This window comes from Sediminimonas sp., from assembly GCF_024637375.1.
Taxonomy (GTDB): domain Bacteria; phylum Pseudomonadota; class Alphaproteobacteria; order Rhodobacterales; family Rhodobacteraceae; genus Sediminimonas.
Genome location: NZ_JAGXFK010000046.1, coordinates 35,536 through 50,419, shown reverse-complemented (window position 1 = coordinate 50,419; position 14,884 = coordinate 35,536). Strand labels below are relative to the sequence as shown.

At 67.2% G+C, this 14,884-nt stretch carries 13 protein-coding genes; 10 read left to right on the top strand and 3 right to left on the bottom strand.

From position 1 onward, the window contains the following. Positions 1–8: 8 nt before the first annotated feature. Together Q0L89_RS07305 and Q0L89_RS07300 are read right to left on the bottom strand one after the other, a co-directional pair. Positions 9–704, bottom strand: a complete 696-nt coding sequence (locus Q0L89_RS07305; RefSeq protein WP_296763498.1) for an anti-sigma factor — start codon at positions 702–704, stop codon at positions 9–11. Then, positions 701–1,243: a sigma-70 family RNA polymerase sigma factor gene (locus tag Q0L89_RS07300; protein ID WP_296763497.1), complete on the bottom strand. Its 543-nt coding sequence runs from the start codon at positions 1,241–1,243 to the stop codon at positions 701–703. The genes Q0L89_RS07305 and Q0L89_RS07300 overlap by 4 nt, the downstream gene beginning before the upstream one ends. 179 nt (positions 1,244–1,422) lie before the next feature. Between Q0L89_RS07300 and cobS the strand changes: the two genes are divergently transcribed. The 6 genes from cobS (at position 1,423) to Q0L89_RS07270 (ending at position 7,551) form a co-directional block, all read left to right on the top strand. Beyond that, complete coding sequence (gene cobS / locus Q0L89_RS07295) at positions 1,423–2,409, top strand: cobaltochelatase subunit CobS (RefSeq protein WP_296763496.1); 987 nt, start codon at positions 1,423–1,425, stop codon at positions 2,407–2,409. A gap of 140 nt (positions 2,410–2,549) precedes the next feature. Beyond that, a complete protein-coding gene (gene cobT, locus Q0L89_RS07290; protein WP_296763495.1) occupies positions 2,550–4,421 on the top strand; it encodes a cobaltochelatase subunit CobT in 1,872 nt (623 codons plus the stop codon). Positions 4,422–4,429: 8 nt separating this feature from the next. Then, complete coding sequence (locus tag Q0L89_RS07285) at positions 4,430–4,714, top strand: DUF2188 domain-containing protein (RefSeq protein ID WP_366937903.1); 285 nt, start codon at positions 4,430–4,432, stop codon at positions 4,712–4,714. Positions 4,715–4,716: 2 nt separating this feature from the next. After that, positions 4,717–5,340, top strand: coding sequence for a hypothetical protein (locus Q0L89_RS07280; RefSeq protein ID WP_296763494.1), 624 nt, complete (start codon positions 4,717–4,719; stop codon positions 5,338–5,340). A gap of 11 nt (positions 5,341–5,351) precedes the next feature. Next, positions 5,352–7,154 carry an aminopeptidase P family protein gene (locus tag Q0L89_RS07275; RefSeq protein WP_296763493.1) on the top strand — a complete coding sequence of 601 codons (1,803 nt, stop codon included), beginning with the start codon at positions 5,352–5,354 and terminating at the stop codon, positions 7,152–7,154. 52 nt (positions 7,155–7,206) lie between these two features. Next, positions 7,207–7,551, top strand: a complete 345-nt coding sequence (locus Q0L89_RS07270; RefSeq protein WP_296763492.1) for a DUF427 domain-containing protein — start codon at positions 7,207–7,209, stop codon at positions 7,549–7,551. 579 nt (positions 7,552–8,130) lie between these two features. Here the strand turns inward: Q0L89_RS07270 and Q0L89_RS07265 are convergent. Beyond that, complete coding sequence (locus Q0L89_RS07265) at positions 8,131–9,819, bottom strand: chloride channel protein (protein ID WP_296763491.1); 1,689 nt, start codon at positions 9,817–9,819, stop codon at positions 8,131–8,133. A 97-nt stretch (positions 9,820–9,916) separates the two neighbouring features. On the opposite strand from Q0L89_RS07265, the gene Q0L89_RS07260 reads away from it, so the two are divergent. From Q0L89_RS07260 to nadC, 4 genes are read left to right on the top strand one after another with little or no spacing between them, the layout of a single operon-like run. Next, complete coding sequence (locus Q0L89_RS07260; RefSeq protein WP_296763490.1) at positions 9,917–11,326, top strand: FAD-linked oxidase C-terminal domain-containing protein; 1,410 nt, start codon at positions 9,917–9,919, stop codon at positions 11,324–11,326. A gap of 40 nt (positions 11,327–11,366) precedes the next feature. Beyond that, positions 11,367–12,419 (top strand): quinolinate synthase NadA, encoded by a 1,053-nt coding sequence (gene nadA / locus Q0L89_RS07255; RefSeq protein WP_296763489.1) that lies wholly within the window; start codon positions 11,367–11,369, stop codon positions 12,417–12,419. 13 nt (positions 12,420–12,432) lie between these two features. Continuing rightward, complete coding sequence (locus Q0L89_RS07250; protein WP_296763488.1) at positions 12,433–14,016, top strand: L-aspartate oxidase; 1,584 nt, start codon at positions 12,433–12,435, stop codon at positions 14,014–14,016. Then, complete coding sequence (gene nadC / locus Q0L89_RS07245) at positions 14,013–14,864, top strand: carboxylating nicotinate-nucleotide diphosphorylase (protein WP_296763487.1); 852 nt, start codon at positions 14,013–14,015, stop codon at positions 14,862–14,864. Before Q0L89_RS07250 ends, nadC begins: the two co-directional genes overlap by 4 nt. The last annotated feature ends 20 nt before the right edge of the window (positions 14,865–14,884 follow it).

The following is a 14,884-nucleotide window of genomic DNA, read 5'->3' as shown; positions in this document are numbered from 1 at the left end:
CCCCGCCGTCACGCACCCTGCCGCACCACCTGCCCCGTCGCCAGCACATCGCCCGTCGGCGCCCCGGTGGGCGAGCCGCCGGGCGGCTCGTCGCTGATCGCCAGCACCGCGCCGGGCAGTTTCCGGGTCATCTCCGCGGGAATGGCAAGCGCCGCCTCGCGGCCCTCGGGCAGCACGCCCAGCGACACCGGCGCCGCCTCGCCAACGATCAGCCACAGCTCCAGCGCCCGACCGGGGCGCGCCTGCCCGGCGGCGCGGGTAATGCGCAACTGCCCGCGCGCGCCGTCATAGGCGGCCGTGACCCGCAGGCTGTCATCGGGCGCGGCGATCTCGGCGCGCAACGACGGCACGTCCCCATCGGGCACCAGCAGATCGTTGGACACCACGAAGAAAGCCAGCAGGCTGGCCAGAACCGCGCCCGGCACGATCCAGCTCAACCCCAGCTTCGACAACAGGCCGGGTTTGCGGGTCGGTCCGTCGATCGCCTCGGCGATACGGTCGGGCATGTCGTGGGGCGGCGCGACCTCGTCGATGTCATCGGTGAGCGCGGCCATGTCCTCGGCCCAGCCGGCATAGGCCGCGCGCAGGCCCGGATCGGTCTGCATGCGGGCCTCGAAGGCACGGGCCTCCTCGGGCGACAGCAGGCCGAGGGCATACTCGCCCGCCAGCACGCGGTCGTCGTCGGGATCGGTCTGGCCACTCATCGCGAAAGGCACTCCCTGAGGGTCAAGAGGCTGCGGCGCAGCCATGTTCGCATCGTGTTCAGCGGCACCTCGAACCGGGCCGCCAGATCGGCGTAGGTTTCGCCCTGAAGATAGGCCAGACGCACCGCCGCCGCGCGAGCCTCGGGCAACTCTTCGAGGCAGTCGAGCAAGCGCGCACGCTCGGACGAGCGGATCGCCAACGCCTCGGGGCCGGGGGCCGCGTCGGGCTGCTCGGCCGCCGTTTCAAGCCCCTCGGATGCCGCGCGCCGGGCGCGCAGACGGTCAATGCAGTGGTTGCGCGCCACCGTGATCAGCCAGGTCATCGGGCTGAGCCCGTTGGCCCGGTAGCGCCCCGCGCCGCGCCATATCTTGACATATACCTCCTGCAGCGCGTCCTCGGCTTCGGCCCGGTTGGACAAGACACGAAGGCAGATGCCAAAAAGTTTCGCCGAGGTGAGTCGATAGAGCCCGTCAAGGGCCGCGCGATCTCCGACCGCCAGCCGCGCAAGCAGCATCTCGATGTCTTCGGGGGTTGCCATTCATCCTCGCCACTGCCCGCCTCGTACACATGCTAGCCCATGGCGCGGACCCGGCCAAGGCTTGCGCGCGGTGGCACGGCGGCCCGGCTCCGGCCGCCCTTCCCCTTGCCCTTGCCCGCAATATATTGCACGACACCCCGGAAGGCGAAGCAGCCGGCGACGAAAGGACGAACACAACAATGGCGGACGGCACCATGGATATCAACGCAAGGCCCACCGAACCGATTTCGGTGCGCGACGTCTTCGGCATCGACACCGACATGACGGTCAGGGGCTTCGCCGACCGCAGCGAGCGCGTGCCCGATGTCGACAGCACCTACAAGTTCGACCCCGACACCACGCTGGCGATTCTTGCGGGCTTCAGCCACAATCGCCGGGTGATGATCCAGGGCTATCACGGCACCGGCAAATCGACCCATATCGAACAGGTCGCCGCGCGGCTCAACTGGCCCTGCGTGCGCGTCAACCTCGACAGCCACATCAGCCGCATCGACCTGATCGGCAAGGACGCGATCAAGCTGCGCGATGGCAAGCAGGTGACCGAGTTCCAGGAAGGAATCCTGCCGTGGGCGCTGCGCAACCCCGCCGCGATCGTCTTCGACGAATACGACGCCGGGCGCGCCGACGTGATGTTCGTGATCCAGCGGGTGCTGGAATCGGACGGCAAGCTGACGCTGCTGGACCAGAACGAGATCATCACCCCGCACCCCTGTTTCCGCCTCTTCGCCACCGCCAACACGGTGGGCCTGGGCGACACGACGGGGCTTTACCACGGCACCCAGCAGATCAACCAGGCCCAGATGGACCGCTGGAGCCTTGTCGCGACGCTGAACTATCTCAGCCACGACGCCGAAACCGCCATCGTGCTGGCCAAGAACCCGCATTACAACACCGAGAAGGGCCGCAAGATCGTCAGCCAGATGGTCACGCTGGCCGCACTGACGCGCACCGCGTTCATGAACGGCGACTTGTCAACGCTGATGAGCCCGCGCACGGTGATCACCTGGGCCGAGAACGCCGAGATATTTCGCTCCGTCGGTTATGCCTTCCGGGTCTCGTTCCTCAACAAGTGCGACGAGCTGGAACGCCAGACCGTGGCCGAGTTCTACCAGCGCTGCTTTGACGAGGAATTGCCCGAATCGGCTGCCTCGCAAGCCCTGACGTGACGATGATGTGAGGCGCCCGCGGCGCCTCGCAGGTTTTGCGCCCGTTCCGGGCGCGCATGCCTCCGGCGGGGATATTTCGGGAGAGAGAAAGACACCGGCCCGAGTTTCCCGCGCCGCGCGCACCGCGAAGTGAGGACCTGATGGTTCAGAAAAGCGACAACCCCGCCGACCCGTTCAAGAAGGCGCTGGCCGAGGCGACCAAGGTGATGTCGCACGACCCCGACCTGACGGTCAGTTACTCGGTCGATCCGGCGGGTCTGTCGGGCGAGGCGATGCGCCTGCCGCAGGTCAGCCGCCGGATGAGCCGCGACGAGGTACTACAGGCGCGCGGCACCGCCGACGCCCTGGCCATGTACCGCCGCTATCACGACGAGGGCATCGCCGCCCGCTATACCCCCCCGGGCGACATGGCGCGCGATCTGTACACCGCGATGGAGACCGCCCGCTGCGAAGCCATGGGCGCGCGCGACATGCCCGGCACCGCCGGCAATATCGACGCGCGCATCGACCACGAGGCGCAACGCCTGGGCTACGACCGCGTGACCCAGACCTCGGACGTGCCGCTGGCGACCGCAGCGGGGTACATGATCCGGCAACTGGCCACCGGGCGCGACCTGCCGCCGGCGGCCGAGAATGCGCTGGAGATGTGGCGCGGCTTCATCGAGCAGGAGGCCGGTGCCAGCCTGGACGAGCTGAACGACAAGCTGGCCGACCAGACCGAGTTCGCGCGGCTGGCCCGCCGCGTGATCGAAGACCTGGGTTACGGCGACCAGTTGGGCGACGACCCCGACCAGCCCGACGAAAACGACGACGACGCAGACGACAACGCCGAGGACCAGGAAGAGCCCGACAGCGCCGGCGAGGATGAGGCCGACGAGGAAAACGAGGCCACCCCCGAGCAAAGCCAGGAAGAAGAGCAGGACGCCGCGCAGGCGCAGGTAAGCGCCGACGAGTTGGCCGACGAAGAAATGGACGAGGAGGCCGAACTGCCCGAGGGCGACGCGCCGGCAGAGCCCCCCCCGCCGCCGTCCGCATCGGAAGCCGACCCCGACTACAGGGTCTTCGACAACAGCCACGACGAGCAGATCCGCGCCGAGGACCTGGCCGAACCGGTCGAACTGGAACGCCTGCGCGCTTACCTCGATCAGCAGCTCGACCCGCTCAAGGGCGCGGTCGGGCGTCTGGCCAACAAGTTGCAGCGCCGTCTTCAGGCGCAACAGAACCGCAGCTGGCAGTTCGACATGGAGGAGGGTATCCTCGACGCCGGACGCCTGGCGCGGGTGGTGGCCAACCCGACCACGCCGCTGAGCTTCAAGGTCGAAAAGGACACCGAGTTCAAGGACACGGTGGTAACGCTGCTGCTGGACAATTCCGGCTCGATGCGGGGGCGGCCGATTTCCATCGCCGCGATCTGCGCCGACGTTCTGGCGCGCACGCTGGAGCGTTGCGACGTCAAGGTCGAGATCCTGGGCTTCACCACCCGGGCGTGGAAGGGCGGACTGGCGCGCGAGAAATGGCTGGCCGACGGGCGCCCGGCAACGCCGGGGCGGCTCAACGATCTGCGCCACATCATCTACAAGGGCGCCGACGCGCCCTGGCGACGCACCCGCAACAACCTCGGCCTGATGATGAAGGAAGGCTTGCTCAAGGAAAACATCGACGGCGAGGCACTGGAATGGGCGCATCGGCGGATGGTGACCCGCCCCGAGGCGCGCAAGGTGCTTATGGTGATTTCCGATGGCGCCCCGGTGGACGATTCGACCCTGTCGGCGAACCCGGCCAATTACCTGGAAAAGCACTTGCGCGACGTGATCACCATGGTCGAGCGGCGCCGCCAGGTGGAATTGATCGCCATCGGCATCGGCCACGATGTCACCCGCTATTACCAGCACGCGGTCACCATCACCGATGTGGATCAACTGGCCGGCGCGATGACCGAGCAGCTCGCCGCGCTGTTCGACCACGACCCGCGGGCGCGGGCGCGGTTCCTGGGGTTGAAGAAGGCGATGTGACCGCGGAAATGCTTCTTTCCGAAGCGAGGTTTTCAACCTATACTCACCGCCTGAAATGGAGGTCGAACATGTCGTCTAAGGGTCTGCACGTCGTGCCGAGCGATGGCCGCTGGAGCGTTCGTCGCGCGGGGGCTTCCCGCGCAAGCAAGGTATATTCAACGCAGAAAGAAGCAATTGACTCGGCGCGGGAAAGAGCCCGTTCCGAAGGCGGAGAACTTTATATTCATGGTCGTGACGGTCGCATTCGTGAACGCGATACTTTTGGACAGGACCCATACCCGCCAAAGGGATAGCATTGAGTTTCGATCAGAACGTCTTCATCAACTGCCCGTTTGACAAGGAATATGCGCCGATCTTGCAAGCGGTGCTGTTTGCCACTGTGCTGCTGGGTTTCAAACCTCGTCTCGCCACAGAGCGCCATGACTCTGGTGAAACGCGGCTCGACAAGATCCGTGAACTGATCGAAGAAAGCAAATACTCCATTCATGATCTAAGTCGCTGCCAAGCTAGCCAGAAGGGAGAGTTTTTTCGTTTGAACATGCCATTCGAGTTGGGCATGGACTGGGGTTGCCGCAGCTATTTTGGCGACCGGCGTGAAGAGAAAAGATTCCTGATCCTCGAAGAAAAGCCGTTCAGATTCCAAGCGGCGATTTCTGACCTGTCAGGCTGCGATATCGAAACGCATGGCGGAAAATATGACCGCGCAATAAAGAAAGTGCGATATTGGCTGCGGCAGCAAACAGGTTGTGCTGCACCCGGACCGTCGCGATTGTTGACTGACTATGCGACGTTCAGTGAATGGGAATACGAAACAAAAATGAAACAAGGGTATTCTGAGGAAGACATCAAGGAATATCCGACATTCGAGCGGCTTGAAGCGATGCAAGAATGGGTGGACGCGGGCAGACCGGCAGGCTAGTTCGTAATAATATGCTGCAATCATTCGACGAAACCGCCCGCCCCGCGCAGGGCCCGCCGCGCCTGGCGGCGCTGCGCGAGGTCATGCGCCACGAAGGGCTGGCGGGCTACCTGGTGCCGCGCGCCGACGCGCACCAGGGCGAATATGTCGCCCCCCATGACGAGCGTTTGGCATGGCTGACCGGGTTCACCGGTTCGGCCGGGTTCTGCGCGGTGCTGATGGACGCGGCCGGCGTGTTCATCGACGGTCGCTACCGCACACAGATCAAGGCGCAGGTTACAACCAATCATTTCACCCCGGTGCCGTGGCCGGAAACGGCATTGCACGACTGGCTGCGCGGCGCGTTGCCCGATGGCGGCGTGGTCGGGTTCGACCCGTGGCTGCACACGGTCGAGACGATGCGCAAACTGGCGACCGGGCTTGAGGGCACGGGCATCACGCTCAGGCCGACACCGGCGCTTGTCGATGGCATCTGGCACGACCAGCCACCACCGCCGCAGGGCGCCATCGCCCCCTACCCCGAGAAGTTGGCCGGCGAAGCCCAGACCGACAAGCGTAGCCGCCTTGCCGCAGCGTTGCGCAACGCCGGGCAACGGGCCGCGGTGCTGACCCTGCCCGACTCGATCGCCTGGCTGTTCAACATCCGCGGCAGCGACATCCCCCGCAACCCGGTCCCGCATTGCTTCGCCATCCTGCACGACAGCGGGCGTGCCACCCTTTTCGCTGCTCCGGCCAAGTGCAACGATGCACTGCGCGCGCATCTGGGCGAGCAGGTGACGCTGCGCCCCGACACCGCCTTCGGCGCCGCGCTGCGCAGCCTTCAGGGGCCGGTGCGCATCGACCCGGCAAGCTGCCCCGTACAGGTCGGGGCACAATTGCAGGAGGCCGCGATCGCCATCGCCGAGGCCACCGACCCCTGCGTTCTACCCAAGGCGTGCAAGAACTCGGCCGAAATCGCCGGCGCCCGCGCCGCGCACCTGCGCGACGGCGCGGCGGTGGTCGAATTCCTGTGCTGGTACGATGGCCAGGACGCCACGCGCCTGACCGAGATCGACCTCGTCACCCGGCTGGAACAGTGCCGCCGCGACACCGACGCGCTACGCGACATCAGTTTTGACACCATCGCCGGCAGCGGGCCCAACGGCGCAGTGATACATTACCACGTCACCCGCAGCAGCAACCGCGCATTGCAGGCGGGCGACCTGGTGGTGCTCGACAGTGGCGGGCAATACCTTGACGGCACCACCGACATCACCCGCACCCTGCCCGTGGGCACCCCCGACGAATCCCGGCGCACGGCCTTCACGCGCGTGTTGCGCGGCATGATCGCGCTGTCGCGTCTGCGCTTCCCCCCCGGCGCGACCGGGGCGCATATCGACGCCATCGCCCGCGCACCGCTGTGGTTGGCCGGGCAGGATTACGATCATGGGACGGGGCATGGCGTGGGCGCCTACCTGTGCGTGCACGAGGGACCGCAGCGCATCAGCCGCCTGTCGGACCAGCCGCTGAAGCCGGGGATGATCGTGTCGAACGAGCCGGGATACTACCGCGAGGGTGCCTTTGGCATCCGCATCGAAAACCTGATTGCGGTGCGCGAGGCCGCGCCGCTGCCGGGCGGCGATGCGCGCGAGATGCTGGATTTCGAAACCCTGACCCTGGTGCCCATCGACCGGCGCCTGATCGTGCCGGAGATGCTGGCAGAGGAAGAACGTGCGTGGCTCGACGCCTATCATGCGCAATGCCGCGCGGCGCTCTCGGAGCGGCTGTCACCGGCCGCGCGGGCCTGGCTGCTGGACGCGACGGCGCCGCTGTGACATCACTCTGTCATAACGCAAAGGCAGAATATGAACACGGGGGAGGGAAAGCATGACCGGAAAGATCAGGGTAAGGAAGGCCGAAGGCACCTGGGTGGTGCGGGCCGGGGGCGCGGTGCTGGGCGAGTCCCGCAACGCTCTGGAACTGGATGAGGAAGGCCTGCGACCGGTGATCTACTTTCCCCGCGACGATATCGCCATGGCCTTTCTCGACGACAGCGATCACCGCACGCATTGCCCCTGGAAGGGCGATGCCAGCTACTTCTCGATCGTGACCAAGAGCCGCACGCTGGAAGATGTCGCGTGGTCCTACGAGGAACCGACCGAGGATGCCGCCCGCATCAAGGGTTACCTCGCCTTCCAGCCATCGGATTTCGTGACCGTCGAACAAGTGTGACCACGGGCCCCGGTCGGAATACCCCAATCGCCCCCTTGACCGGCCAGACTACTGCGGGATGAGCGACACGGCGCCCCATGGTTCACCATCTGACAAAAAGTTCCCGATCTGCCGCTGGTGCGCCGTCACGGACCTTCGCCGCACGATTCGCCGAGGTCCGGTCAGCGCGGCGAAGCGGGCGCTCGGTTCGGTTTGGGAAGTGGTCAAGATGGCCTGTTGCGGACATTGGGCGACCGGCTGATGTGCCGCGCGGTGCCCGACCGCCGGGTGGGCGCTGCAACACTTGTGTCGCGCACTTTGTGCCGGCCAAATACATCCGCGTTATCATCAGCTTGATACGCTGCAAAAGCGCCCGCCCGAGGGGGCGGTCGGGCGCTGCGCGGCGGCGCGTTCCGCGCCTTTGTTCCGCGCATTGGCGCCACGCCTCAACGTCCGCAACCGGCCACGCGCTGCCAATACCGCGCCGGCCTGATCCGGCGCAAAGGGCTCGACCCCGTCATTTGACCGTCTCGCTCACGGATGCCGGACAAGGGTCCGATGCCCAGCATCCATGGGGTATCTTGTGTCAGATGGCGATCACTAGCTGTGCTCTTCCGCGGCTGTTGCCGCCAACGCGCGATTGTAAACCTTCAGCGCATCGACATGAAACAGCGCACCGGCCAGTTCGGGCGCGGCGTCCGGGCCATCGGTGCGCAGCACCGGGATGAACTCGGCGCCGGTGCGCTCGAAAACCGGCATCGCGTTCTCCAGCGTGGCGTTCTCGCCGATGTAGTTGCCCGCCTCGACCATCCGCCAGCACTCTGCCTGATCGGCGGCGCCGGGCGCATCGGGCGCGCGCATGACGCCGCCGGCGCGAAACATCGCCAGCAGGTAGGTTTGCGGCCCGGCCGCAAGGTGCAGGTGGCGCTCTTCCAGTTGGGTCAGGAAGAACGATCGCTTTACCAGCCGCGAACTGAGCGCGGTCGACATCGACACCGCCACCATCACCGCCAGCCCGGTCTGCCAGTCGCCGGTCATCTCGAACACGATCAGCGTCGTCGAAATCGGCGCCCCCAGGACCGCCGCCGCCACCGCGCCCATACCCGCCAGGGCATAAAGCGTGGCCGCCCCCGACACGGTCGGGGCGAAACCGGTCGCGATCAGGCCGAAGGCCAGCCCGGTAAGCGCGCCGACCATCAGCGACGGCGAGAAAACCCCGCCGCCCATGCGCCCGCCGAAGGTGATCGCCACCGCGGCCGTCTTGACCATGGCAAAGACCACCGCCTCGTGCAGAACAAGCTGCCCGGTCAGCGCCGCCGACGTCGTCTCGTAGCCCACGCCGATGATGTGCGGGAACTGTGTCGCGATGATGCCCAGCACCAGCCCCGACATCGCCGGCCGCAGCCAACGCGGCACCCGTAGCCGCACCTGGACCATGTTGCCGGCCTGCTCGACCGCGAAGATCGCCCGCATCAGCACCGTGGCCACCAGCCCGCACACCAGCCCCAGAAGCAGGAAGGCAGGCAGTTCGACATAGAACTGCAACGCACTGCCCCCCGGAAGGGTGAACTCGGTCACATCGCCCAGGGCAAGGCGGCTGATCACCGTTCCCGCGACGCTGGCGATCACGATCGGGGCAAAGGCGTGCAGCGCGAAATGCCGCAGCACCACCTCGAGCGCGAACAGCGCCCCGGCAATGGGCGCATTGAAACTGGCCGACACCGCCGCCGCCACCGCGCAGCCCAGCAGATCACGCCCATCGATCCCGTTGGCATTGATCCGGTCGCTGACCCATGTCGCGATCACCCCGGCCATGTGCACCACCGGCCCCTCGCGCCCCGACGAGCCCCCCGTGGACAGCGTGATCAGCGAGGCTGCCGCGCTGGCCAGCCCCTCGCGCTTCTCGACGCGGCCGTCATGCATCGCCGCGCCCTCGATCACGTCGGCGACCGACCGCACCCGCCCGTCGCCGGTGAAGCGGTGCAGGATCACCCCCACCGCCAGCCCCCCGGCGACCGGGATCGCCACGATCCAGCCCCATGGCAGCGTTTCGGCGAAGCTGTGCAGGTGGGTGGTATCCTGGGTGCCGTAAAGCATCGATTGCAACGACGTGATACCGACGCGAAACAGCAGCGCCGCGAACCCGGCGCCGATCCCGATGGCCAGGGCGATCAGCCAGAACTGGAACTGGCTGGGCCCCTCGTGGCGCAGCACCGCCCAGCCGTTGCGCGTCGCCCGGGCACCCCGGGCGACGGTTCTGCGCATCAGGGATGGCTTTGCTTGCACCATGTTCCGCCCGCGATTATCAGGCTGCACCCGCGGCCCCTTTCGCGGCCAGCCCGCTTGACCTAGCATGTGCCGCGAACGCCCAAGATCAGGAACAGACATGAACATCGCAAAAGCACTTGCCGAACTTGAAACCTTACTAGGCCAACGGCTGACCCGGTCCAAGCCCGATCTCGAACAGCACGGCGGGTCCGAGACACATTTTCCGCTGGCACCGCCCGATGCCGTCGCCTACCCCGAGACAAAAGACGAGGTCGCCCGGATACTGTCGATCTGCGCAGCGCATGGCTGCCCGGTGATCGGCTGGGGCGCGGGCACCTCGCTGGAGGGGCAGGCGCAGGCCTTCAGCGGCGGAGTCTGCGTCGACTTCCGCCTGATGAACCGGGTGCTACACGTCAACAGCGATGACATGGACGTCGTCGTCCAACCCGGCGTGACGCGCGAGGACCTGAACACCCAACTTCGCGCCACGGGGCTGTTCTTTCCGGTCGATCCCGGGGCCAATGCCACGCTGGGGGGGATGGCCGCGACCCGTGCCAGCGGCACCACCGCTGTGCGCTATGGCACCATGCGCGACAACGTGCTGGCACTTGAGGTGGTGCTGTCGGATGGCCGCATAATCCGCACCGGCACGCGGGCGCGCAAGACATCCGCGGGCTACGACCTGACGGCGCTCTTCGTGGGCTCCGAGGGCACACTGGGGCTGATCACCGAACTGACGCTGCGGCTGCGCGGCCAGCCCGAGGCGGTGACCGCGGCCGTTTGCGCCTTCGACCAGATCGGCGACGCGGTGCAAACGGTGATCGAGACCATCCAGATGGGCATCGGCATGGCCCGGATCGAGTTCGTCGATGCCGCCACCGCCGCCGCCTTCAACGCCTACAAGGGCAGCGACCTGCCCGAGTGCCCGCACCTGATGGTGGAATTCCACGGCTCCGAGTCCGGTGTGCGCGAGCAGGCCGAAACATTCGGAGAGATCGCCGCCGAACACGGCGCGCGCGGTTTCGAATGGGCCGAACGCCCCGAGGCGCGTACCGCGTTGTGGACGATGCGTCACCACGCGCACTGGGCCATCCTGGCCTCGCGCCCCGGCGAACGCGCCGTGGTCACCGATATCTGCGTGCCGATCTCGCGCCTGGCCGAGGCGGTCGAGGCAACGCGTGCCGACATCGCCGCCTCACCCATTTCCGGGCCGATTCTGGGCCATGTGGGCGACGGCAATTTCCATTGCATCCTGCTGTTCGACGAATCCGATCTGGTGCAGGTGGACGCCGCCAAGACGCTGGCGGCGCGAATGGTCGAGCGCGCCCTCGACATGGGCGGCACCGCCACCGGCGAGCATGGCATCGGCATCGGCAAGCTTGACTACATGCAGGCCGAACACGGCGCCGCATGGTCGGTGATGAGCGCGCTGAAGTCGGCGCTGGACCCGGCGGGAATCATGAATCCCGGCAAGATGGTCCCGGCCCCGGCGGATGCCATTGAGGCTGGAAGTCTGCCCGCCAAGTGAATAGATAAGGGGCGAACGCCAACTACATGGGAGCGTTTCGGTGCTTGATGCAACCAAGATCGGGTCCGTGCTGGCGGATCATTACGACCTGTCCCCGTCCGTCGACCTGGCGGAGGAGATGCGCGACGTCTACGCGCGCATGTCGCGGGTGGTCACGCCCGCCGACTGGGCGATCCATGCGCCATACGTCGCCGCCATCAACAAGCTCAAGAAAGACCGCGACGCCGTCATCCTGGCACATAACTACATGACGCCGGAACTCTATCACGGCATCGCGGATTTCGTCGGCGACAGCCTGCAACTGGCGATCCGCGCGACCGAGGTCGACCAGGATGTGATCGTACAGTGTGGCGTGCATTTCATGGCCGAGACGTCGAAAATCCTCAACCCGTCCAAGACGGTTCTGATCCCCGACATGAATGCGGGCTGCTCGCTGGCCGAAAGCATCACCGCCGAGGGCATCGAGCAGATGCGCGCGCGCTATCCCGGCGCGGCGGTGGTCAGCTACGTCAACACGACCGCCGAGGTGAAGGCGGCCTCGGACGTGTGCTGCACCTCATCCAACGCGCTGCAAATCGTCGAGGCGATGGAGGGTGACACCGTCATCATGACCCCCGACCAGTACCTGGCGCAGAATGTCGCCAAGCAGTCGAGCAAGAAAATCGTCTACTGGGCCGGGTCGTGCATCGTACACGAACTCTACACCGCCGCGGAAATGCGTGCCTACCGCGAGAACGACCCCGACATCGCCATCGTGGCGCATCCCGAATGCACCCCCGATGTGGTGGCCGAGGCCGATTTCACCGGCTCGACCAGCGGCATGATCGACTGGGTCCGGCGCAACAAGCCGGAAAAGACCCTGCTGGTCACCGAATGCTCGATGGCGTCGAACATTGCCGATGAACTGCCCGGTGTCGAGTTCGTCAAGTCCTGCAACATGTGCCCGTTCATGAAGAAGATCACGCTGGAGAAAGTGCTTTATTCGCTGCACACGATGACCGAGGAAGTCACCGTCGAGGCGGACGTGGCGCAAAAGGCGCGCGCTTCGGTGCAGCGGATGATCGACATCACCAACGCCGCCGGCAAGGCGTGACGGCGCCGGCGGGGTGGGCAACGATATTATCACCACGGACCGCCTGCTGATCGTGGGTGCGGGCCTGGGCGGGCTTTATGCCGCGCTCAGCCTGGCGCCGCGTCCGGTCCTGATGGTCTCGCCCGAAAGCCTCGGAACCGGGGCCAGTTCGGCCTGGGCGCAGGGCGGCGTCGCCGCCGCCATCGAGGCCCCCGACAGCCCCGCCGCCCACGCCCGCGATACGGTGCGCGCCGGTGCCGGCACGGTCGACGCGGACGTGGCCGAGCGTGTCACCCGCGCCGCCCCCGAACATATCGCCGGGCTCAGCGCGCTCGGAACGCCGTTCGACCGCGACGACACCGGCCACTACGTGCTGTCGCGCGAAGCGGCACATTCCATGGCCCGCGTGGTGCGCGTACAGGGCGACCAGGCCGGCCACCAGATCATGGAAACCCTGATCGCCGCGGTGCGCGGCACCCCGTCGATCCAGGTGCTGGAAGGCGCCATCGCCACCGCGCTGGAGACCGACGGCAATGCGGTGACCGGGCTGCGCGTGCGCGCCGCGACCGACGCCGGCTCGGACGAGCTGAGCATCCGTACTCCGGCGGTCCTTCTGGCCGGGGGCGGCTCGGCGGGGCTCTACGAACTGACGACCAACCCGCCACGGGTGCGCGGGCAGGTCATCGGCATGGCGGCGCGCGCCGGCGCGATGATCTCGGACGCCGAGTTCGTGCAGTTCCACCCCACCGCAATGGACATCGGCGAAGACCCCGCACCGCTGGCGACCGAGGCGTTGCGCGGCGAGGGGGCGACACTGATCAACCAGCATGGCGAGCGGTTCATGCTGGACGTGCACCCCGATGCCGAACTGGCCCCGCGCGACGTGGTCGCACGTGCCATCTTCGCCCAGAAACAGGCCGGCAACCGCCCCATGCTCGACACCCGCGCGGCCCTCGGCGCGCGCATCACGGAACAGTTTCCCGCTGTTGCCGCCGCCTGCGCCCGCGCCGGAATCGACCCGGTGCGCGAGCCGATCCCGGTTTCGGCGGCGGCGCACTACCACATGGGCGGCATCGACACAGACGCGCACGGGCGCGCCTCTCTGGCCAACCTGTGGGTTTGCGGCGAGGCCAGCGCGACGGGGCTGCACGGGGCGAACAGGTTGGCATCGAACGGGCTGCTGGAGGCACTGGTCTATGCCCGCGCGGCGGCGCGCGACATCTGCGACAGCCAGCCCGCCACCCCCGGCGATGCGGTCGCCGACCCGGTCGCGATCCGATTCACCGGCGCGGGTGGTCACCCCGACCCGGCGCTGGTGGCCGATCTGCGCCACGTCATGACCGCCGATGTCGGCGTGATCCGTACCGAAGCCGGGCTGACCCGCGCATTGGTGCGGATCGCCGCGATCGAGGCGCGCCAGCCCGACTGCCCGACACTGTGCAACATGACCGCAACGGCAACCCTGATCGCCGCCGCGGCGCTGGCACGGCGCGAATCCCGCGGCGGGCACTGGCGGGCGGATTTTCCCGCCCCCGACCCCACGCAGGCACACCGCAGCCATATGACCCTGCAAGAGGCGCGCGTTCTGCGCGACCGCGCCGTGGAGGAAACCACATGACCCGCCAGCCCCCCCTGCCCGACCTGATCGTCGAGCCGATCGTGCGCAACGCGCTTATGGAGGATCTGGGCAGCGCCGGCGACGTGACCACGCGCACCGTCATCCCCGCCGATACCCGCTACGCGGCACGGCTCAACGCGCGCGCCGAAGGCCGCGTGTCAGGCATGCAGGCGGCGCGACTGGCATTTTCGCTGATCGACCCGGACCTGGCCATCGACACCATCGTGCCCGATGGCGCGCCCTGCACACCCGGCGACACGCTGATGACGATTTCGGGCCGCGCCGCGTCGATCCTGGCGGCCGAACGCGTGGCGCTGAACCTGGCCGGGCGCATGTCGGGCATCGCCACGCTGACCGCCGCCCATGTCGCGCGCGCGCAGGGCACCGCCACGCGCATCACCTGCACCCGCAAGACCACGCCGGGCCTGCGCATCCTGGAAAAGCAGGCGGTGCTGCACGGCGGCGGGTTCAACCACCGCCACAACCTGTCGGATGCGATCCTGATAAAGGACAACCACATCGCCGCCGCCGGCGGTATCCGCCCGGTGCTGGAGGCGACGCGGGCGGCGCGCTCGCACATGATCCGGGTCGAGATCGAGGTCGACAGCCTGGCGCAACTCGAAGAGGTGCTCGCCACCGGCGGGGCCGAGGTGGTGCTGCTGGACAACATGGACACCGATACCCTGGCCCGCGCCGTGACGATGGCGCGCGGCAAGGTCGTCACCGAGGCGTCGGGCAACATGACGCTGGCCCGCATCGCCGAGGTCGCGGCGACCGGGGTCGATTACATTTCGATCGGGGCGCTCACGCATTCCGCCGGAACGCTGGACCTGGGCCTGGATTTCTAGGGCGGCACAAAGACCGGGCT